The sequence below is a fragment of the Umezawaea sp. genome (assembly GCF_036375055.1).
Classification (GTDB): Bacteria; Actinomycetota; Actinomycetes; order Mycobacteriales; family Pseudonocardiaceae; genus Umezawaea.
In genome coordinates, this window is sequence record NZ_DASUSQ010000087.1 from 35,419 (window position 1) to 55,153 (window position 19,735).

The 19,735-nt window shown below is 71.4% G+C and carries 21 protein-coding genes and 1 rRNA gene; 5 read left to right on the forward strand and 17 right to left on the reverse strand.

What is annotated here, in order from left to right:
* The first annotated feature begins 45 nt into the window (after positions 1–45).
* Entirely contained in the window at positions 46–603 is a 558-nt protein-coding gene (locus tag VFZ92_RS24460) for a hypothetical protein (protein WP_330878356.1), read from the forward strand.
* A gap of 677 nt (positions 604–1,280) precedes the next feature.
* Here VFZ92_RS24460 and VFZ92_RS24465 read toward each other — a convergent pair.
* The 5 genes from VFZ92_RS24465 to VFZ92_RS24485 form a co-directional block, all read right to left on the reverse strand.
* Positions 1,281–2,174, reverse strand: a complete 894-nt coding sequence (locus VFZ92_RS24465; RefSeq protein WP_330878357.1) for a class I SAM-dependent methyltransferase — start codon at positions 2,172–2,174, stop codon at positions 1,281–1,283.
* A gap of 69 nt (positions 2,175–2,243) precedes the next feature.
* Positions 2,244–2,471, reverse strand: a complete 228-nt coding sequence (locus VFZ92_RS24470; protein WP_330878358.1) for a hypothetical protein — start codon at positions 2,469–2,471, stop codon at positions 2,244–2,246.
* Entirely contained in the window at positions 2,468–2,869 is a 402-nt protein-coding gene (locus VFZ92_RS24475) for a WhiB family transcriptional regulator (protein WP_330878359.1), read from the reverse strand. Before VFZ92_RS24475 ends, VFZ92_RS24470 begins: the two co-directional genes overlap by 4 nt.
* Before the next feature lie 118 nt (positions 2,870–2,987).
* Entirely contained in the window at positions 2,988–3,233 is a 246-nt protein-coding gene (locus VFZ92_RS24480) for a hypothetical protein (RefSeq protein WP_330878360.1), read from the reverse strand.
* A gap of 150 nt (positions 3,234–3,383) precedes the next feature.
* Positions 3,384–5,435, reverse strand: coding sequence for an ATP-dependent DNA helicase UvrD2 (locus VFZ92_RS24485; RefSeq protein WP_330878361.1), 2,052 nt, complete (start codon positions 5,433–5,435; stop codon positions 3,384–3,386).
* An 81-nt stretch (positions 5,436–5,516) separates the two neighbouring features.
* Here VFZ92_RS24485 and VFZ92_RS24490 point away from each other — a divergent pair, with 81 nt between their 5' ends.
* Complete coding sequence (locus VFZ92_RS24490) at positions 5,517–6,263, forward strand: DUF4191 domain-containing protein (RefSeq protein ID WP_330878362.1); 747 nt, start codon at positions 5,517–5,519, stop codon at positions 6,261–6,263.
* 126 nt (positions 6,264–6,389) lie between these two features.
* Here VFZ92_RS24490 and VFZ92_RS24495 read toward each other — a convergent pair whose 3' ends face one another.
* Positions 6,390–6,863 (reverse strand): RDD family protein, encoded by a 474-nt coding sequence (locus VFZ92_RS24495; RefSeq protein WP_330878363.1) that lies wholly within the window; start codon positions 6,861–6,863, stop codon positions 6,390–6,392.
* Between the two features lie 231 nt (positions 6,864–7,094).
* On the opposite strand from VFZ92_RS24495, the gene glnA reads away from it, so the two are divergent.
* The gene (glnA, locus tag VFZ92_RS24500; protein WP_330878364.1) at positions 7,095–8,519 is read left to right on the forward strand and encodes a type I glutamate--ammonia ligase; all 1,425 of its coding nucleotides are present in this window, start codon (positions 7,095–7,097) and stop codon (positions 8,517–8,519) included.
* A 66-nt stretch (positions 8,520–8,585) separates the two neighbouring features.
* Here glnA and VFZ92_RS24505 read toward each other — a convergent pair whose 3' ends face one another.
* From VFZ92_RS24505 to VFZ92_RS24515, 3 genes are all read right to left on the reverse strand, one after another.
* Positions 8,586–9,632, reverse strand: coding sequence for a hypothetical protein (locus tag VFZ92_RS24505; protein WP_330878365.1), 1,047 nt, complete (start codon positions 9,630–9,632; stop codon positions 8,586–8,588).
* Positions 9,629–9,961 carry a type VII secretion target gene (locus tag VFZ92_RS24510; protein WP_330878366.1) on the reverse strand — a complete coding sequence of 111 codons (333 nt, stop codon included), beginning with the start codon at positions 9,959–9,961 and terminating at the stop codon, positions 9,629–9,631. Before VFZ92_RS24510 ends, VFZ92_RS24505 begins: the two co-directional genes overlap by 4 nt.
* 366 nt (positions 9,962–10,327) lie before the next feature.
* Positions 10,328–10,972 carry a hypothetical protein gene (locus tag VFZ92_RS24515; RefSeq protein ID WP_330878367.1) on the reverse strand — a complete coding sequence of 215 codons (645 nt, stop codon included), beginning with the start codon at positions 10,970–10,972 and terminating at the stop codon, positions 10,328–10,330.
* 250 nt (positions 10,973–11,222) lie between these two features.
* Here VFZ92_RS24515 and VFZ92_RS24520 point away from each other — a divergent pair, with 250 nt between their 5' ends.
* On the forward strand, positions 11,223–11,480 hold the full coding sequence (locus VFZ92_RS24520) for a hypothetical protein (protein WP_330878368.1): 258 nt from the start codon (positions 11,223–11,225) through the stop codon (positions 11,478–11,480).
* Between the two features lie 53 nt (positions 11,481–11,533).
* Here VFZ92_RS24520 and VFZ92_RS24525 read toward each other — a convergent pair whose 3' ends face one another.
* From VFZ92_RS24525 to VFZ92_RS24550, 6 genes are all read right to left on the reverse strand, one after another.
* Entirely contained in the window at positions 11,534–12,463 is a 930-nt protein-coding gene (locus VFZ92_RS24525) for an NADP-dependent oxidoreductase (RefSeq protein ID WP_330878369.1), read from the reverse strand.
* A gap of 43 nt (positions 12,464–12,506) precedes the next feature.
* Positions 12,507–15,458 carry a bifunctional [glutamine synthetase] adenylyltransferase/[glutamine synthetase]-adenylyl-L-tyrosine phosphorylase gene (locus VFZ92_RS24530; protein ID WP_330878370.1) on the reverse strand — a complete coding sequence of 984 codons (2,952 nt, stop codon included), beginning with the start codon at positions 15,456–15,458 and terminating at the stop codon, positions 12,507–12,509.
* A gap of 39 nt (positions 15,459–15,497) precedes the next feature.
* Positions 15,498–15,722: a hypothetical protein gene (locus VFZ92_RS24535; RefSeq protein WP_330878371.1), complete on the reverse strand. Its 225-nt coding sequence runs from the start codon at positions 15,720–15,722 to the stop codon at positions 15,498–15,500.
* A complete protein-coding gene (locus tag VFZ92_RS24540; protein WP_330878372.1) occupies positions 15,719–16,858 on the reverse strand; it encodes an inorganic phosphate transporter in 1,140 nt (379 codons plus the stop codon). Before VFZ92_RS24540 ends, VFZ92_RS24535 begins: the two co-directional genes overlap by 4 nt.
* A gap of 94 nt (positions 16,859–16,952) precedes the next feature.
* On the reverse strand, positions 16,953–17,708 hold the full coding sequence (locus VFZ92_RS24545) for a type 1 glutamine amidotransferase (protein ID WP_330878373.1): 756 nt from the start codon (positions 17,706–17,708) through the stop codon (positions 16,953–16,955).
* A gap of 25 nt (positions 17,709–17,733) precedes the next feature.
* On the reverse strand, positions 17,734–18,153 hold the full coding sequence (locus VFZ92_RS24550; RefSeq protein ID WP_330878374.1) for a rhodanese-like domain-containing protein: 420 nt from the start codon (positions 18,151–18,153) through the stop codon (positions 17,734–17,736).
* A gap of 80 nt (positions 18,154–18,233) precedes the next feature.
* On the opposite strand from VFZ92_RS24550, the gene VFZ92_RS24555 reads away from it, so the two are divergent.
* Positions 18,234–18,698, forward strand: a complete 465-nt coding sequence (locus VFZ92_RS24555; protein ID WP_330878375.1) for an Lrp/AsnC family transcriptional regulator — start codon at positions 18,234–18,236, stop codon at positions 18,696–18,698.
* A 21-nt stretch (positions 18,699–18,719) separates the two neighbouring features.
* On the opposite strand, the gene VFZ92_RS24560 is transcribed toward VFZ92_RS24555, so the two are convergent.
* Both VFZ92_RS24560 and rrf read right to left on the reverse strand, forming a co-directional pair.
* Positions 18,720–19,574, reverse strand: coding sequence for a GNAT family N-acetyltransferase (locus VFZ92_RS24560; protein ID WP_330878376.1), 855 nt, complete (start codon positions 19,572–19,574; stop codon positions 18,720–18,722).
* Between the two features lie 70 nt (positions 19,575–19,644).
* A 5S ribosomal RNA gene (rrf, locus tag VFZ92_RS24565) occupies positions 19,645–19,735 on the reverse strand; the annotation flags it as partial.

Here is a 19,735-nt window from a genome sequence, read left to right on the forward strand (position 1 = left end):
AGATAGCCGCTCGCTCATCCCACCGCCGTCCAGCACGATCGAACCGTGACGATCCACGACGGCGTGACCAGCACCTCTGACCTGCTCGAATCCGGTGTCGCGAGGTACACCATCGAAACCAGGTGCCGCCCCGGCGGCCCCTGGCGCAGGCTCCTGCCCGGCGTCCTGCTGCTCAGTCCGGGAGAGCCGACGAGGCGACAACGCCTGCGGGCCGCACTCGTCTACGCGGGCCCGCGGGCGGTCATCACCGGCATCGACGCCCTGCACGGCCAAGGCCTGCCGGGCCTGCCGCTACCGCCGCGCGTCCACGTGCTCCAGCAACCGGACCAACGCCTCAACAACCACGACTTCCTCCTGCTGGAACGCACCACCAGACGCCCGCAGGTGGTCCTCAACACCGATCTCCCCCTGGCCACACCGACCAGGGCAACCCTCGACGCCGCCCGCCGCGAACAACACCCGCTCCGCCTGCACCAGTTGCTGGCAGCGGTGCTCCGCGCGGGCCTGTGCACCGCGCCGGACCTGCTCACCGAACTGGACGCGGGCAGCAAACGCGGCGCGGCAGCCCCCAGAGCCGCCCTGAGAGCACTGACAAGCGTCTGACCTGCGATTCTTCACCGCCCGCTCACCACAACCGGTAGTCCGGCAGTGATGGGGCTCAATCAGCGGCACGACGCCAACCACCCCGGGTGGAGGAGGCCAATTCAGCGAACCGACATCCAGTGGCTCAGTTCCCACCGTTTCGCCGTGAACTGGCGGTCCGTTCCGCCGCCGGCTACCAACCGCGAAGCCGCTCAGCCGTGCAGCCGTCGACCTGGTCCGCTACCAACTGACCGCCAGCCGCCCCACCGTCCACCGACCACCGATCCGCTCTGCGACCACCAGCCGCCACGGCGGGCCGCCGCCCACTGCCAGCACCCGCCGACCTCACCGCCCGCAACCCGCAACCCGCAACCCGCAACCCGCAACCCGCAACCCGCAACCGACCCACTCTGCCGCCCGACGGCCCCAACCGCCAGCCGCTACCCGCGCCAAGCCCCAGCCGTGCCCAACCTCGCCCCCAGCCGCTCCCCGCCCAGCCGCCAACCGCCGGACCCTGGTTTCGGCCGGTTACCAGTACTCGGTCGGGAGTTTGGCCTCCAGGTCGCGGACGTGGGTGCGGGCGCAGGTGTGGCAGAGCCAGGTTCGGCGGCCTCGGTCGCGGTCGCTCACCCAGGCCAGGCGTTGGGCCGGGTCGGTGACCGCGTCTCGGGACCGGCCGCACCGGGAGCAGGTTTCGGTCACGGTTTCTGTCCTGTGTGGACGGTGTTGGTCTGGAGGAAGAAGACGTCCTCGCGAAGACCGACGTAGTTCGGGTCGCTCGGGTCGAGGAGGGTGCGGAGGGCTGCCCGGTCCGCCGGGTGGAGGAGGTCGCCGGTGACGTCGTGGCGCCAGCGGAGCCAGTCCTCGATGGAGTCGCGGACCACCGGCTTGGTGGGGGCCGGGTGGTCGACGAGGTAGCTGAAGGCGCTCACGTCGTGCAGGCCCGCGTCGGCCAGGACGATGTTCCAGCCTGCGGTGAGGCGGACGACGTCGGGGATTTGTTCACGCATCCGGGTGAACCACTGGTCGCGGGCCGCGGCCAGGCGGTCCTGCAAGCCCGGTTCGCCGACACCGAGGTCCCACGGGAGGCAGCGGGTGTCGAGGCCGCCCTCGGCGAGGGCGAACCAGCCGCCGGGTGCCAGGGCGCCGATGAGGTTGACCGCGCCTTGGCGCTGGTCGGGGAGGTGGTGCAGGACGTTCGACGCCCACACGAGGTGTGCGGCGGCGGCGAACTCCGTCGGTTCCTCGGTGGCGATGTCGGCCAGCACGGGACGCACCCGGACCGTGGTGGTCGTGCTGTCGGACTCGTAGGAGGCGGCGGCTCTGGCCCTGGTGGTGGCGGCGTCGAGCAGTTCGGGCACGGCGTCGACCAGGACGACCGTGCCGCCGCCCCGCGCGCACAGGGCCTCGGTGAGGGCGACGCTCATGCCGCCCGCCCCCGACCCGACGTCGATGACGGTCGGGTTGTCGGGCAGCGCTCGGACGAGCCTCCGAGCGACGACGCGCAAGGCGTCCGCGTGCAGTTCGTCGGCCCGGCGCATCGCGATCAACCGCGAGGGCCAGTCGATTCCGTCGTGCGTGTGTCGTGCCACCTCCGCACCGTACCCATGACTCGGGCCGCTCTCCCGTCGAAAGGGGGAGAGCGGCCGGAGTCGCCCGGATCAGAGCTGGCGGGCTGAGCGGAGCGCTCGCTTCTGGGCCCACCCGGACAACCGGCGCCAGCGGTTGGCGACGATCAGCCGGTGGGCCAGTCGTTGGCGTTCAGCGAGGTTTTCCGAATCTCGCATTCGGGCACGTGCAAGGTCTTCATGGAGCAACATTCGGCCGATCCCCTGGTTCTTGTGGTCGAGGTTGTGCAGTTCGTCGTCGGTGATTCGCTTCGTGGTCACGCGGCGGCCTCCTGGCTGGTAGCCCCCCGGACAACGGTCGCGGCGGGCGCCGCGGGTACTACAGGTGCGGCGTCCTTGCGCGGACGGCCGCGCGGACGCTTGCGCGCGATGACGGCACCGCGCTCGAAGATCTCGCCACCCCAGACACCCCACGGCTCGTGGCGAGCCAGTGCTCCGGCGAGGCACTCGGCGATCACGGGGCAGCCGACGCAGAACGTCTTGGCCTTCTCGAGCTCGGCGGGTGCGTCCGCGAACCACAGGTCGGGGTTGTTGGTGCGGCAGGGCAGGTCGAGACCTGCGTCGGGAGCGGTGTCGATCAAGCAGGCGACACCGGCTCCGCCGTGGTCAGCAGGCTCGGGAAACGTTCCGCTGGTTATCGGAACGGTTGCGGTCAACATCAGGTGAACTCCTGTCGGGTGCTGCGATGGGGTTGTCGTCCCAGGGACAGCAAAAAGGCCGCGGTCCCTGTGCGGGTCCGCGGCCTTAGGTGAGCCAGGTAGTCCTGACAGTCCTGTGTCAGGTTCTACTTCGCTCGTGCGCGGACGGCGCATCGATAGAGTTGTTGGTGGTGGTGCGGCCACCGCTGGTGCCGCCACCCGTGTAGGCGATCGGCTCCAGGACTGGCAGGACTCGCTCGGCGTTCCACACCTGTGCGTGGCGAACGCGGGCAGACTTCTGCCCCGCAGCGAGATCCATCGGCGACACGCAAACGACCCCGGCCGAGAGGCGACCGGGCGTCGTGAAGATGCTGAGAGTCTTCACAGTGGTCACCTCCATCAACGGGCTCGTGGTTGGCAAGTCGGTTCGTTCTCATCCCCAGTCGGGCACTCCGTGCCCGGCATCAGCAGGTTACGAGGCCTCGCGGGAGGCGTGCAACCGCTTTTTCCAAATCTCTTCCGATCGGATGGATTTTCACCGTTCGCCCTGGACAACGCCCAGTACGTCGGCTCCGAACTTGTCGAGCTTCGAGGCCCCGATGCCGGAGATCGACACCAGTCCCGCGTTGTCCGCCGGACGCACCTCGGCGATGGCCACGAGGGTCGCGTCGGTGAACACGACGTAGGACGGCACCTTCAGCTCACGGGCGCGCGCGGCCCGCCAGGCCCGCAGCCGCGCCAGCAGCTCTTCGTCCACATCGGACGGACAGCGGGCGCAGCGGCCGAGCTTCACGGCCTGCGTGCCGACCAGCTCCGACTCGCACACCCGGCAGACCGGCTTCGGCCTCTTCTGGAGCGGTTCGCGCTTGGTGCCGAGGGCGGCGGGGTGGTCGTCGGGCACGAGCCCGTACATGAACCTGCTGCGCCGCCGGTACTTGCGGCCCCCGGCGGCGCGGGACAGCGCCCACGACAGCCAGAGGTGTTCACGCGCACGGGTGACGCCGACGTAGAGGAGCCTGCGCTCCTCCTCGATCTTCGCCTCGTCGCCGTCGGCGTGCATGATCGGCATGGTTCCCTCGACCAGGCCGACGAGGAACACGGCGTCCCACTCCAGGCCCTTGGCCGCGTGCAGCGACGCGAGGGTCACGCCCTCGACCGTCGGCGGGTGCTGGGCCTCGGCGCGCAGGTCGAGCTCGACGGCGAACTTCGCGAGGTCCGCGCCCTCGACGGCGCTCGCCAGCTCCTCGGCGAGTTCGACGAGCGCGAGCAGCGACTCCCACTTCTCCCGCGCGGTGCCACCGGCGGGCGGCTCGTCCGTCAGGCCCAGCCGGGCGAGCACCTGCCGCACCTGGCCGGGCAGGTCGCCGTCGGGCGGCGCGTGGCTCGCCGACCGCAGGGCGACCATCGCCTGCCGCACCTCGGTGCGCGCGAAGAACCGCTCGCCGCCGCGCACCTGGTAGGGGATGTCGACCTCGGTCAGGGCCTGCTCGAACACCTCGGACTGGGCGTTGACCCGGTAGAGGATCGCGATCTCGCTCGCGGGCACGCCCTCGGCGAGCAGCTTGCGCACGCGCTGGGCGACCATCGCCGCCTCTTCGGGCTCGTCGCCGAACTCCGTGAACGTCGGCCGCGGCCCTGACGGGCGCTGCCCGATCAGCTGGAGCCGCGAGCCCGCCGGACGGCCGCGCGCCCACTTGATGACCTCGTTCGCCAGCCCCACGACCTCCGGCGTCGACCGGTAGTCGCGCTCCAGGCGCACCACCTGCGCCTCGGGGAACCGGCGGCCGAAGTCGAGCAGCGGGCGGGGCGAGGCACCCGCGAACGAGTAGATGGTCTGGTTGGCGTCGCCGACGACGGTCAGGTCGTCGCGCTGCCCGAGCCACGCGTCGAGCACGCGCTGCTGCAACGGGGTGACGTCCTGGTACTCGTCGACCACGAAGCACCGGTAGCGGTCGCGGAACTCGTCCGCGACCTCGCTGTGCTCCTCCAGCGCGGCGGCGGTGTGCAGGAGGAGGTCGTCGAAGTCGAGCAGCTGCGCGTTGTTCTTGAGCTGCTCGTAGGCCTGGTAGACGAGGGTGAGCTGCTCGGCGGGCACCGGGGTGTCCCGGTGCGTGCGCGCCGCGGCGGCCGGGTAGCCCTCCGGCGTGACCAGCGACGCCTTCGACCACTCGATCTCGCTCGCCATGTCCCGCAGGGTCTCGGGTGACGTCGGCGCGCCGACCCGGTTCGCCGCCTGGGCGATGTAGCGGAGCTTGCCCTCGATCAGCTGCCACTGGTCGCCGCCGACGACCCTCGGCCAGAAGTAGCGGAGCTGCCGCAGCGCCGCGGCGTGGAACGTGCGGGCCTGCGCGGCCGTCACGCCCAGCGCGCGCAACCGCGTGCGCATCTCCCCCGCCGCCCGCGCGGTGAACGTGACCGCGAGGACCTGACCAGGGGCGACGTGCCCGCGCTGGACCAGGTAGGCGATGCGGTGGGTGATCGTGCGCGTCTTGCCGGTGCCCGCACCCGCGAGCACGCAGACCGGCCCTCGCGGCGCCTCGACCGCGGCGCGCTGTTCCGGGTCGAGTCCCTCGAGCAGCGGGTCCATGCGGAGCAGTCTCGCAGACGGTCCGACAACGATTGTGGGAGGCGGTGAACGCGGTGTCGCCACGGCCGTATCCTGGTGGGCATGGCTGGTAAGCAGGACAAGGCTGCCAAAGTGGACAAGACGGCTGCCAAGGAGGCGAAGAAGGCGCGGCGCGCGGCTTCACGCGCCAAGCGCGGGCAGATCTTCGAGGCGTTCAAGATGCAACGCCGCGAGGACAAGGCGCTGGTGCCGCTGATGCTCGGCGCGGTGCTCGGCGCGACGGCGCTGGCGTTCGGCATCGGCTACTTCTTCGACATGCAGTGGGTGTTCCTGCCGATGGGCATCGCGCTCGGCGCGCTGCTCGCGGTGATCATCTTCGGCCGCCGGGTCCAGGCGAACGTCTTCAAGAAGGCGGACGGCCAGCCGGGTGCCGCGGCGTGGGCGTTGGAGAACCTCCGCGGCAAGTGGCGGGTCACGCCCGCCGTCGCCGGGACGACCCAGCTCGACGCGGTCCACCGCGTGATCGGGCGGCCCGGCGTCGTGCTGGTCGCCGAGGGCGCTCCGCACCGGGTGAAGGCGCTCCTCGCCCAGGAGAAGAAGCGCATCGCCCGCGTGATCGGCGAGACCCCGATCTACGACCTGACCGTCGGCGCCGACGAGGGCCAGGTCCCGCTGCGCAAGCTCCAGAGCTACCTGATGAAGCTGCCGCGCAACATCTCGGCCGCCCAGGTCGAGACGATCGAGGGCAGGCTGTCCGCCCTCGCCAGCCGCGGTGCCGCGCTGCCCAAGGGCCCGATGCCCGCGGGCGCGAAGATGCGCAGCGTCCAACGCACCATGCGCAGGCGCTGAGACCCCGTTCACGCGAGAGGCCCCGATCACCGTGATCGGGGCCTCTTCCGCGTCACGGAGGTCCGCACGCGCACGACGTCGCGCCGCGGCGGTCCGCACGACCGGCCGATCCGGCGTTCCACCTGGTCAGCGGACGCGGATGACCACGGTGTTGCTCGCCTTGTCGTGCAGGCAGCGGCCGTCGGCGTCCCAGATCACCGCGGGGATGACCAGGAAGATCAGCCCCGTGCGCAGCGCGGCCCTCGGGATGCCCACCATCGGGGCTCCGTCGAGCCGGGCGACGCGCAGGCCGAAGATGGCGTGCCCCGGCGTGAACCCGAAGAACGAGACGGCGATGATGGTGATCGCGAACCAGGCCAGCAGGCTCCAGTTGCGCGGCAGGTCGGGGTAGGTGAACAGGCCCGCGACACCCGCCGCGAGCAGGAAGTCGGTGAGGATCGCGAACGCCCGGCGACCGCTGGACGCGATCGAGCCCGGTCCGCTCCGCGGCAGCCCGAGGCGTTCACCCTTGAAGCGCGGCCCGGTCCCGTCGCCGGAGTCCGCTCCCGGCTCCAGGACGCTGCGCGGGCCCGAAAGCCACGAACCGGTCCATTTGCTCACACCTACAGAGTAATGCCGTGCTCACTGGGTGAGTACCGGCAGGTCGGCTTGCCCTCGGTGCGCGCCCCGTTAACACTGGCGAAACATCGGAGTGACGGCTGGGCAACACCAGCGACATAGCGTCACCCCCGATGGCAGGCCGCGATCCTGCGGCCGCGCAGGACCGCGCCCCTCCAGTGTCGACAGGGCCAGCGGACAGCACTGCACTCAAGACGTGAGGAGTCGACGAGCGTGTTCAAGAATTCCGACGAGGTCCTGAAGTACATCTCCGACGAAGGCGTGAAGTTCGTCGACGTGCGGTTCAGCGACCTTCCCGGCGTGATGCAGCACTTCACGCTCCCGGTGTCGGCCTTCGACGCGGACGCGATCAGCGAGGGCCTGGCGTTCGACGGCTCCTCGGTCCGGGGTTTCCAGTCGATCCACGAGTCGGACATGCTGCTGCTGCCCGACCTGGCGACGTCGCGCATCGACCCGTACCGCATCGAGAAGACGTTGGTCATCAACTTCTTCGTGCACGACCCCTTCACCCGCGAGGCCTACAGCCGCGACCCGCGCAACATCGCGCGCAAGGCCGAGCAGTACCTGGCCGAGTCCGGCATCGCCGACACCGCGTTCTTCGGTTCCGAGGCCGAGTTCTACATCTTCGACTCGATCCGGTTCGAGAACAAGGAGAACAAGTCCTTCCACGAGATCGACTCGATCTCCGGCTGGTGGAACACCGGCCGTGAGGAAGAGGGCGGCAACAAGGGCTACAAGGTCAGGTTCAAGGGCGGCTACTTCCCCGTCAGCCCGACCGACCACTACGCCGACCTGCGCGACAAGATGGTCCTCGACCTGGAGTCCTCGGGCTTCGCCGTCGAGCGCGCGCACCACGAGGTGGGCACCGCCGGTCAGGCCGAGATCAACTACAGGTTCAACACGCTGCTGCACGCGGCCGACGACCTCCAGTTCTTCAAGTACATCATCAAGAACCGCGCCCACGCCGAGGGCAAGACGGTGACGTTCATGCCCAAGCCGCTGTTCGGCGACAACGGCTCCGGCATGCACACCCACCAGTCGCTGTGGAAGGACGGCGCGCCGCTGTTCCACGACGAGTCCGGCTACGCCGGCCTGTCGGACACGGCCCGCCACTACATCGGCGGCATCCTGCACCACGCGCCGTCGCTGCTGGCGTTCACCAACCCCACGGTGAACTCCTACCACCGCCTGGTCCCCGGCTACGAGGCCCCGGTCAGCCTGGTCTACTCCCAGCGCAACCGCTCGGCGTGCGTCCGCATCCCGATCACGGGCAACAACCCGAAGGCCAAGCGCATCGAGTTCCGCTGCCCCGACTCGTCGGGCAACCCGTACCTGGCCTTCGCCGCCATGATGATGGCGGGCCTGGACGGCGTGAAGAACAAGATCGAGCCCCCGGCCCCGATCGACAAGGACCTCTACGAGCTGCCGCCCGAGGAGGCCAAGGACGTCAAGCAGGTCCCGGCCACCCTGGACGCCGTGCTCGACAGCCTCGAAGCCGACCACGAGTTCCTCCTGGAGGGCGGCGTGTTCACGCCCGACCTCATCGAGACCTGGATCGCCCTCAAGCGCGAGAACGAGATCGACCCGCTCCGCCTCCGCCCGCACCCGTACGAGTTCGCCCTGTACTACGACGTGTGACGAGCGACCGGACACACCGAGGGCCCCGTGCGATCCGCACGGGGCCCTCGGCCGTTGCCCTGGTGGTCAGGACGTCGGCACCCGGTCCTCGGGGACCAGGCGGATGATCGTGCCGTCGCGCAGCCGGATCGTGGTCTGGTTGGGCTCGGGCCTGACGCGCACGCCGTTCTCGTAGATCTCGGTCTGCGACGGCACGGTGTACACGCCGCCGGGCTTGGGGCGCAGGACCTTGCCGCCGGGGATGTTCAGGACGGTGCCGCCCTGCCGCGAGCCACCGCCGCCGCCCGCCTGGGCCTGGGCGAAGACCACGCCGCGGGTGGTGCCGGGGTCGGCCGCCGCGGCGGTGGTGGTGAACGCCTCCGGGCGGTTCGGCGCGGCCACCTGCGCGGCCGACTGCGCGGACGCCACCGACGTGGAGCCGTCGGAGGTCGTGGACGCGGTGGTGGGAGCGCCCCGCACGGCGTCGGCGAGGGCGGTGAGCAGGGGCGTGACGTTGGTGATGGTCTGGCGGACCCGCTGCTCCACCGCGGAGATCGGGGCGCGGTAGGAGCTGATCATGCCGGTGCTCTCGGCGAGCACGGTCGAGGTGATCCCGCCCTCGACGGCGATGGCCTGGAGGGCGAAGGAGATCAGCCGCTGGACCAGGTCGGTGAGCAGGTCGCCCGCCTGCTGCCTGCCGCCCGCGACGGCGGTGCCCACGGCGGTGGTCGCGGCGCTCCCGGCCAGGGCCAGCGCCACGACCTGGGCGAGCGCGGACGCGATCTCCGCCGTGCGGGCCCGGTACCGGTCGCCCGCGGCGCCGCCCCACTGGGCGGTGTCGGTCGCGGACGAGCGGACCAGCCGCTCCCGGACCTCCTCGACGCGCGTCGCGACCTGCTGCCAGGTGTCGGCGAAGGTACGGACCACCTCGGCCTTGCCCGCCATCCGGTCGCACACGTCCTGCAACGGCTGGACGTGCGAGGTGAGGAAGCCGAGTCCGGCGGCGGCCAGTGCGTCGACCGGTCTCACGGTGGCGTCCAGCGCCGCCGTGCTCCCGCTCCCGCCGAGTCCTCCCGCGACCCATCCGCCGCCGCTGATGGTGCCCGCCAGCGCGGCCACCCGGTCGCCGCTCATGCCTGTGCCCCCGGTGCGGTGCCGCGGCCGATCGCCCCGAACCGCGCCGCCTCGTCGGCCTCCTGCCCGAGGTAGGCGGTGACCGTGTCGCTCAGGGCCGTGCCCGCGGACTCCAGCGCCTCCACGTCGGTGCGCAGCACCTCCTGGCCCGCTCTGGCCAACGCGGCGACGGCGGTGACGAACGGCTGACCGATCAGTCCGCAGGCGTCGGCGGTCAGCTCGACCCCGGCCGCGGTGTCGGCCGCCTGCCCCAGTTCCGCCGCCAGGTCCCGCAGCGTGCGCGCGTGACCCGACAGCGCGTCGGTGACGACCTCGTACGACTGGCTCATCGGGGGTTCTCCTCTCGGACGTCCTCCACGGCGGTGTTCGTCCCGGTCCTCCCCGCGGCGCGGGCGCGGACGGCGGACGCGGCTCCCGGCCTGCGCCGGGTCCGAGGGTGGCGCACCCGCCGCGTCGCGGGCTAGGCCCGTTCAGCCGCTGTGCACCACCACCGCGAGCACCGCGAGGGTCGTGGAACGCTCATCCGGGTGGTCCGGGTACGAATGTCGACGAGCCATTGTTCACGACTAATTAGTGATCTCGATCACATATATTCCAGGTCGCGATCGTCGAGAATTTTCCGTTTTCACCACCAATTAGCCATGAAATGCCGAAAGCCCCCGAACACGGGGTTCGGGGGCTTTCGCGGGACCGGCCTAGCGGGGGATCTCGATGCCCGCGACGGCAACCGCCCCACCCGTCGGGGCGAGGGAACCGGTGATGCCGTTGAAGGCGATGTCTATCTTCGTGGCGGCCTTGGCGACGCTCTGGTCGAGCTCGACGGTGCCGGTGATGCCAGCCCCCTTGGCCACGGTCACGGGCCACTTGCTCGTCGACAGCGACGCGCCGTACTCGCGCTTCGTGTCGTCGACGGCCTTGAACGGACCGAGGGGCAGCTCCATCTTCGCGGTGCTGGCGTTGACCGCCGTGATGTGCAGCTTGACCCGTCCGCCCTGGTTCTCGACCCTCGTGACCTCGACCGTCAGCAGTCCGCGGGACTGCTTGAACGAGCCTTCGACCACCTTCGTCTCCGCGCTGGGCGACGCGGGCGTCTCCGAGGACTCCGCGGTGGTGGTGCCGAGCGCGCCGTTGAGGCCACCCTGGCCGCTCGGTGACTCGCTCGACGTCACGGGCGGGTTCTGGCCTGTCGTGTCCCGCAGGTCGACGCTCAACGCGCCTACGCCGACAGTGCCCGCCGTGACCGCCTGGATGACGCCGAGGAGCACCAGCACTCCGAGCATCACCAAGCTGATCTTGAGGACCGTGTTGGTCTTCCTGAGGTGTTGGATCTCGTCGTCCATGACGTCCTTCGTCCGGGCGCGCGCCGTACTGACGTGAATGTCTTGTCGGTGTTGAACCGAGCCAGTCTTGACACCAACAACGGTTCCCGTCAATGCGATCCGGGATATAGTTCACACTATTCGACGCTGTGTGAGCGAAACCGAACCCGCTGTCGCAGACCGACCGGTCCTACACCCGTCCGGCGGAACATCCGGTGAACGCCGCGGGGCTGACCACGCGCCGCGGCGATGCGGGGGTTAGGGTCGCGCGGTGTCTGATGACGTAGCTGAATTCCACGCCCCGCAGTTGCTCTCCACCCAGATCGTCGACTCCGCGGCCGAGGCCGTCGAGGCGGTGCTCGCGGCCGACACGCTCGACCTCGGTGTGCGCGTCTACAACCGCCTGGTGCCCGACGACGACTCCGACGACACGCTGGTCGAGGAGTGGGTCATCGAGATCTACACCAACGCCCCGGCCGTCGACCCCGACGACGACGAGGACGAGGACGAGGCCCCCGCCGAGAGCTGATCGACCGAACGAACCGGTGGGCCCGTGCGAGCAGCACGGGCCCACCGGCGTTCTCAGACCTCCAGCACGACCTTGCCGCGCACGTGGCCGCCTTCGAGCAGCCGGTGCGCCTCCACGGCCCTGGCGAGCGGGAACACCTGCTGCACCTCGACGCGCAGCGCACCCGCGTCGACCTGCCCCGCGAGCCACTCCAGGTCGGCGGCCACGGGGGCGGCGAACACCCAGCGCCCACCGAGCCCGACGACGTTGGTGTCCACGATGGACACCACCCGCGCCGGATCCCGCACCAGAGCGGGAGAATCGCCGAGCGCGGCACCGCCCACGCAGTCCAGCGCCACGTCGACCTTCCCGTCACCACCGACCAGGTCGGCCACGTTGTCGACCAGCGCGTCGCCGTACGCCACCGGCTCCGCACCCAGCGACCGCACGAAGTCGTGGTTGCGCGGCGACGCGGTGCCGATCACGCGGCTGGCGCCCAACGCCTTGGCGACCTGCACCGCGAGGTGCCCGACCCCGCCCGCGGCGGCGTGCACGAGCACCGCGTCACCCGGCCCGACGCCGACGGCCCGCAGCGACTGGAGAGCGGTGAGCCCGCACAGCGCGAGCCCGCCCGCCTCCGCGAAGCCGAGCGACGCCGGCTTGTGCGCCAGGCCGCGCTCGGTGGCCGCGACCAGCTCCGCGTACGTGCCGTCCCGCACGTGGTCCTGGCGCTGGTAGCCGAACACCTCGTCACCCGGCGCGAACCCGGTCACCGCCAACCCGGTCGACACGACCACACCCGCCACGTCCCAGCCGGGCACCAGCGGGAAGTGGTGCGGCAGCAGACCCCGGAGGTGCCCGGCGCGCACGGCGGCGTCGACCGGGTTCACGCCCGCGGCTCTGACCTCGACCAGCACCCGGTCCGGTCCGACCAGCGGCTCCGGCAGGTCTCGCAGCGTCATGACCTCGGCATCGCCGAACGCGTCGTACGCGATCGCTTTCACAGCAGCCCCTCACCCCGGTTCCGGCAGTGATCGACTCCAGTGTCTAGGACTCGTAGAAGACGCGCTCGACGACGGCGCGGGCCCTCCTGGTCGTGCGCCGGTACTCGTCGAGGAACTCCCCCGGATCCGTGCCCGGCGCGTGGCCCATGACGGCCGCGACGGCGGTCAGGTCCCGGCCGGTGGTCGGCAGCTGGTCACCGGGCTTGCCCTTCACCAGCATCACCGCGTTGCGCGCCCGCGTCGCCATCAGCCAGGCGTGCTTCAGCTCCTCGGCGTCCCCCTCGTCGAGCAGACCCGCCTCCGTGGCCGCCTGGATGCCGCGGATGGTCGACGGCGTGCGCAGCGACGGCACGGCGTGCGCGTGCTGGAGCTGGAGCAGCTGGACGGTCCACTCGACGTCGGCGAGCCCGCCGCGCCCGAGCTTGGTGTGCGTGCTGGGATCGGCACCGCGCGGCAGCCGTTCCGCGTCGACGCGGGCCTTGATCCGCCGGATCTCGCGCACGGCCTTCGCGTCCAACCCGCCCTCGGGGTAGCGGATCGGGTCGATCATCTCCACGAACCGCTCCCCGAGGCCCTCGTCACCGGCGATGGGCCGCGCGCGCAGCAGCGCCTGCGCCTCCCACACCTCGGCCCACTGCCGGTAGTAGGCGCGGTAGGACTCGAACGTCCGCACCAGCGGCCCCTGCCTGCCCTCGGGCCGCAGGTCGGCGTCCACCTGGAGCGCCGGGTCCTGGCTCGGCGAGCCGAGCAGCCGCCGCACCGTCTCGGCGAGGGAACTGGCGTACTTCAACGCCTCCCCGTCCTCCGCGCCCTCCACCGGCTCGCACACGAACAGCACGTCGGCGTCCGACCCGTAGCCCAGTTCCCGGCCGCCGAGCCTGCCCATGCCGATCACCGCGACCCGCGCGGGCCGCACGTCACCCGACGCGCGCACGGCGGCGTCCAGCGCGGCCTGCACGACCGCGACCCACACCTCGGACAGCGAGACGCACACCGTCCGCAACGTCGCCAGCCCCAGCAGGTCCGCGCTCGCGATGCGCAGCAACTCCTGCCGCCGCAACGACCTCGCCGCGGCGACCGCCCGTTCCAGCGCGTTGTGCCGGGCGACCGCGCTGCGCAGCGGGTTCCCCACCGTCATCGGGTCGCGCCCGACCAGCGCTTCGGTGTCCGCCAGCATCGGCAGCACCTCGGGGGCGCGCACCAGCAGGTCCGGCACCAGCTTCGAGGTGCCCAGCAGCGCCGCGAGCCGCTGCACGACCGCGCCCTCGTCCCGCAGCAGCCTGAGGTACCAGGGGGTTTCGGCCAGCGCCTCGGACACCTTGCGGTACGCCAGCAGCCCGCCGTCCGGATCGGGCGTGGTGGCGAACAGGTCCAGCAGCAGCGGCAGCAGCGCACCCTGGATGCGCGACCGGCGCGACATCCCCGCCGTCAGCGCCTGGATGTGCCGCAGCGCCCCGTCAGGCGCGGCGTACCCGAGCGCGGCCAGCCGGGCGACGGCCTCCTTCGTCGTCAGCCGCATCGCCTCGGTCGGCACGTTCGCGACGGCCTCCAGCAGCGGCCGGTAGAACAGCTTCTCGTGCAGCCTCCGCACCTGGTTGCCGTGCCTGCGGAACTCCGCGAGCAGCACCTGGCTCTCCGACAGCCGCCCCTCCGCCGACAGGCCCGTGGCACGGGCGAGCCAGCGCAGCCCGGCCACGTCGTCGTCCGCAGGGAACAGGTGCGTCCGCAGCATCCGCTGGAGCTGGAGCCGGTGCTCCAACGTCCGCAGGAACCGGTAGGAGCGGCCGAAGTCCACCGCGTCCTCACGGCCGATGTACCCGCCCTTGCCGAGCACCGCCAGCGCCTGCGTGGTCGCCGTGGTGCGCAACGACTCGTCACCGCGCCCGTGCACGAGTTGCAGCAGCTGCACCGCGAACTCCACGTCCCGCAGTCCGCCGCGGCCGAGCTTCAGCTCCCGCCGCACCAGTTCGCTCGGCACGTGCTCCTCGACGCGGCGGCGCATCGCCTGCACTTCCGGCACGAAGTTGTCGCGGTCCGCCGCCGTCCACACCATCGGCCGCACGACCTCCAGGTACTGCCGCCCCAGCTCCTCGTCACCGGCGACCGGGCGGGCCTTGAGCAGCGCCTGGAACTCCCACGTCCGCGCCCACCGCTTGTAGTACGAGGTGTGCCCGTCGAGCGTGCGGACCAGCGCGCCCGCCTTGCCCTCGGGACGCAGCGCGGCGTCGACCTCGAAGCACGCCTGGCCCGCGATCTGCATCATCGTGCTGGCCACGCGGGTCGCCGCGCCGAGGTCGCCCTCGCCGACGAACACCACGTCGACGTCGCTCACGTAGTTCAGCTCGCGGGCGCCGCACTTGCCCATCGCGATCACCGACAGCGTGCACTCGGCCGAGCGGTGGGTCTGGGCGAACGCCACGGCCAGCGCGGCCCGCAGCGCCGCCACCGCGAGGTCGGAGATCTGGCTGGCCACGTCGTCGTAGCCGACGAACGGCAGGTCCGGGTCGACCACGTGCGCCAGGTCGTCGGCCGCCACCAGGCACAGCAGCGACCGGTACTCCTGCCGGAGCACGCGGATCGCCTCCTGGTCGCGCAGCTCCGCGACGGCGTCGACCAGCGTCGGCGTGAACCGCTCGACGTCGACGGACTCGGTGCCCGCGAGCAGCCGCCACCGCCCGGCGTCGGCGACGAGGAAGTCCGACAGCGCGGTGGACGAGCCGAGCAGCGCGAGGAACCGGGCCCGGAGCACCTGGTCGGTCCGGAGCGCCCCGGTCAGCTCCGCCCAGCCGTCACCGAGCGCTTCGCGGACGCGGTCGACGCCGCGCAGCGCGAGGTCGGGGTCGGGGCTGCGGGACAGCGCCAGCAGCACCGGCTCCGCGCCGTCGGCCGGACGGCCGTCCGACCACCAGCCCGTCGCCCGGAGGTGTTCTTCACTGCGCGGCCCGGTCAGCCCGAACCTGGCGGGTGAAGCGGACGTGCGGGACGGATCGCTCATCACTTCCCACCGTAGTCCGGGTCACCGGGGGACGAGCGGTCAGCCCGCCACGATCAGGTAGAGCCCGAACAGCACCACGGCCGTGCAGGCCGCGAAGCTGACACCCGCGGTGATCGTGCCGTTCACGCCGTTCTCGCCGCGTTCGCGGGCGGCCTCCCGCGCGGACACCCCGCGCAGGCCGACCGAGAACAGCACGACGAGCCCGAGCACGACCCCGATGCTGACCGCGAAGACCGTGGCCAGCGCCATCCAGTCGACCTTCATGCCGCCACGTCCAGCTTGTGCGTCTCGGCCTGGGCCGCGATCTCGTCCACGACGTGCTCCGGCCGCACCGGCTCGCGCCGGGACAGCAGCCAGACACCGACCGCGACGGCGAGGCCGAGCACCGCCACCAGCACCACGCCGAACGTGCCCTGTCCCGCGAGCAGGCCCGCGAGCGCGCCGACGATGCCCGCGGCGGGCAGCGTGAACAGCCACGCCATCGCCATCCGGCCGGCGACGCCCCACCGCACGCCGTCGCGCTGGCGGCCGAGACCGGAACCCATGATGCCGCCGGACGCCACGTGCGTCGTGGACAGCGCGAAGCCGAGGTGCGACGACGCCATGATCACGGTCGCCGCGCTGGTCTGCGCCGCGAAGCCCTGCGGCGCCTCGATGGTGGTCAGGCCCTTGCCCAGGGTCTGGGTGATCCGCCAGCCGCCGAGGTAGGTGCCCAGGGCGATGGCGATGCCCGCGCTCAGGATCACCCACGTGGGCGGACCGGCACCGGGGTCGAGCGTCCCGGCGGTGATCAGCGTCAGCGTGATGATGCCCATCGTCTTCTGGGCGTCGTTCGTGCCGTGCGCGACGGACATCAGCGCCGCGGACGCCACCTGGCCGACCTTGAAGCCCTTGTCCGCCACCGACGGACGGGTCTTCCGGGTCAGCCGGTAGGTCAGGAACGTCGCCAGCAGCGCCACGATCCCCGCGACCAGCGGTGCCGCGATGGCGGGCACCAGCACCTTGTCCACGACCTTCGCGAAGTGCACGGCGTCCGCGCCCGACGACACCCAGGTCGCACCGATGAGGCCGCCGAACAGCGCGTGCGACGAACTCGACGGCAGACCGGCGTACCAGGTCACCAGGTTCCACACGATGGCGCCGATGAGGCCGCCGAACACGATCGCCGGGGTGATCTTGGTGTCGTCGACGATGCCGCCCGAGATGGTCTTCGCCACCTCGACCGACAGGAACGCGCCGACCAGGTTCAGCACCGCCGACAGCGCGACGGCGGTTCTGGGACGGAGGGCACCGGTCGCGATGGACGTGGCCATCGCGTTCGCGGTGTCGTGAAAACCGTTGGTGAAGTCGAAGGCCAACGCCGTGATGACCACGATGATGACTAGAAGTGAGGCATCCACTCTGATTCCCCCGGCTGAACCGACACAGTCGTGGGTGAACGCTACCTGTCGTTCCGGTAAACGCAGGCCCTGCGAACGCAGGGAGAAAGGTTCATCACACCAGTGGCAGCTCGATGCCCGTGTGCCCGCCGGGCTCCAGCTCGCCGCTGGTCAAGCGCACGAAGCGCTCCGTGAACGGCTGCCACACCTCGGCGACGTCGGCGTGGGCCTCGGCGAGGCGCTCGGCGTCGAACGTGCCGGGCCTCGCGAGCGCCGCGCTGTCGGGTGCGTGCAGCGCCCACTCCAGGACGATCTCGGGGGTCGTCTCGATGTGGAACTGCAACCCGTACGCGCTCTGACCGACGCGAAACGCCTGGTTGTCGTACTTGGGCGACGCCGCGAGGTGCTCGGCGCTCGGCGGCAGCACGTGCACCTCGTCCTCGTGGAACTGGATGACGTCCGGCGTCCACGGCAGGTCCGCGAACAGCGGGTCGCGGCTGGAGACGTCCCGCTTCGCGACCAGCATCACGCCCACCTCCGGCCCCTTCGGACCGCGGCGCACCTGCCCGCCGGTCGCCGCTGCCAGCAGCTGCGCGCCGAGGCAGATCGCGAGGGCGGGCACCTTCCTGGCCACCGACTGGGACAGCAGCTTGCGGGCGTCGGCCAGCCACGGGTACCGGGCGTCGTCCAGCGCGCCCATCGGGCCGCCCAGGCAGACCAGGCCCTGGTAGCCGTCGAGGGACTCCGGGGCTGGCTGCTCGTAGAGCCGGACGACGTCCAGTTCGGCGCCCGCTCCGGTCAGCCATTCTTCGAGCGTGCCCAGCGGGTCGGACGCGTCGGGTTGGAGCACGAGCAAACGAGGTGCGGTCACGCGTTCGAGCGTAGGTCGGACCCCTTCAGCAGGCGCAGGTGGCCCCGCTCAGGGCGCCCTCGACGGGGTAGCCCGCCGCCCGCCACGCCGTGATGCCGCCGGAGAGCCGCTTGACCCGGAAGCCCAGCCCCGCCAGCGCCAACGCGCCCTTGGTGGCGGCGTTGCACTGGAAGCTCTCGCAGTAGCAGACGTAGACGAGGCTCCGGTCCAGGTCCTTCGTGGTCGTCTCGTCCACCTCGCGGTAGGGGAGGTTGATCGCCGTGGGGATGCGCGCGTCCGCGAACGCTTGCGCACCACGGGTCTCGACGAGTTGGAAGCCGGCGGCCGTGCCCGCCCGCAGGTCGCGGACCACGTCTTCGGGATCGGCGTCGAAGGCGAGTTCGGCCGCGAAGAACGCGGCGGCGGTGGCGGGGTCGGCGGGCGGGAAGCGCAGCGTGTTCGTCACGTCCACGATCCTGCTCGGTCGGGCGTCCCGGTCCCATGCGGAAGTCCAGCCGTCGAGCGGGTTCTGCCTACGATTCCCCCGTGGAACTCGACGAGGTCGACTGGAAGCTCATCGGGCTGCTCCAGGAGGACGGGCGGCTGACGTTCACCGAACTGGGCAGGCGGGTGTCGCTGTCCGCGCCCGCCACGACCGAGCGGGTGCGGCGGCTGGAGCAGCTCGGCGTGATCGTCGGGTACCGCGCGGTCGTGGACGTGCGACGGCTGGGGCTGCCCGTCGAGGCCGTGGTGCGGGTGCGCGTGCGGTCGTTGGACACGCCGCGGTTCCGGGAGCGGATCGTGGTGCTGCCGCAGGTGCTGGACGCCGACCACGTGACCGGCGACGACTGCTGGGTGCTGCGGGTCGTGTGCCGGTCGACCGGCGACCTGGAGGCGTTCGTCGAGCAGGCCCAGAGGTACGGCGACACGACCACGTCGCTGGTGTTCTCGTCGCCGGTGCGGAACCGGGCGGTCGGGCGGGAGACGGTGAACGGCGTCCCCCACCCGTGACGGTGTTCGACCGGGACCGGCTCAGGGTTCGGTGGTGAAGGCGAGTTCGGTGGCGTCCAGGACGGGCCGGAAGCCCACGCGCTGGTAGAGGGCGTTCGACGTGGGGTTGGCCAGGTCGGTGTAGAGCAGGACCTCGGTGGAGCCCGCCTTCCTGGCCCAGGCGCAGACGGCGGCGGTGACGGCGGCGGCGTACCCGTGACCGCGGTGCTCGGGCGGGGTGTAGACGGGGGCGATGCGGGACATCGCGTGCACCGGTGCGCTGGTGGCGGCCCAGGAGACCGGCACGTCGTCGACCTCCCAGAGCACGTGGGCGTCGCCGTGGTCGATCTGGGCGCGGATCTCGGCGGCGTGGTCGGCGTCGGCGGGCAGGTGGGACATGGCCTCCTGGATGAACGAGCGACGCCAGCGACCCAGGAGGTCCGCGTCGTCCGCGGTGGCGAGGCGCATCCGCCCCGGCACGTCCGGGACGACCAGGGTGTCCAGGCGGAACAGGCGCAACGCCATCGCCTCGGTGACGCCGCACCCCGTCCGGGCGCTCCAGGCCGCGGCGAACGCCTCAGCCGTCCGGCGGTCGCCGGTGACGCCGGTGGGTTCACGGTCGAGTTCCAGCAGGAGCCGTACGAGGTCGTCGACCAGGTCGAGGGGTGCGGCGCTCACGACCAGCGGGTGGGGCGGCATCCGGAACGCGGCACAGACGAGGTCGGAACCGCGGTGGGCGGTGATCAACGTGTCCGGGGGCGCCTCGGAGGTCGAGCGGGCCAGCCTGTGGGCGATGGCGGTGAGCGCCACCGTGTGCCGCACCGGGTCGGCCGTGTAGAACGCCTCCGTCGCGGCCCAGAAGTCGGCCAGCTCGTCGTGCACCACGAAGTCGGGCATGACATCGGACCGTAACGCACAAAGCCCTCAGGGGGAGTCCCATAAAGGAACTCCCCCTGAGGGAAAAATTGTCCCGCAGCGACCTACTCTCCCACACCGTCACCAGTGCAGTACCATCGGCGCAGGAGGGCTTAACTACCGGGTTCGGAATGGGACCGGGT

Bases quoted from the DNA above. Each gene is read 5' to 3' on its own strand.
- VFZ92_RS24475 (WP_330878359.1), bottom strand. From the start codon at position 2,869: ATGTTGACCGCAACCGTTCCGATAACCAGCGGAACGTTTCCCGAGCCT.
- VFZ92_RS24490 (WP_330878362.1), top strand. From the start codon at position 5,517: ATGGCTGGTAAGCAGGACAAGGCTGCCAAAGTGGACAAGACGGCTGCC.
- VFZ92_RS24485 (WP_330878361.1), bottom strand. From the start codon at position 5,435: ATGGACCCGCTGCTCGAGGGACTCGACCCGGAACAGCGCGCCGCGGTC.
- VFZ92_RS24505 (WP_330878365.1), bottom strand. From the start codon at position 9,632: ATGAGCGGCGACCGGGTGGCCGCGCTGGCGGGCACCATCAGCGGCGGC.
- VFZ92_RS24535 (WP_330878371.1), bottom strand. From the start codon at position 15,722: ATGAAGGTCGACTGGATGGCGCTGGCCACGGTCTTCGCGGTCAGCATC.
- VFZ92_RS24530 (WP_330878370.1), bottom strand. From the start codon at position 15,458: ATGAGCGATCCGTCCCGCACGTCCGCTTCACCCGCCAGGTTCGGGCTG.
- VFZ92_RS24515 (WP_330878367.1), bottom strand. From the start codon at position 10,972: ATGGACGACGAGATCCAACACCTCAGGAAGACCAACACGGTCCTCAAG.
- VFZ92_RS24560 (WP_330878376.1), bottom strand. From the start codon at position 19,574: ATGCCCGACTTCGTGGTGCACGACGAGCTGGCCGACTTCTGGGCCGCG.
- VFZ92_RS24510 (WP_330878366.1), bottom strand. From the start codon at position 9,961: ATGAGCCAGTCGTACGAGGTCGTCACCGACGCGCTGTCGGGTCACGCG.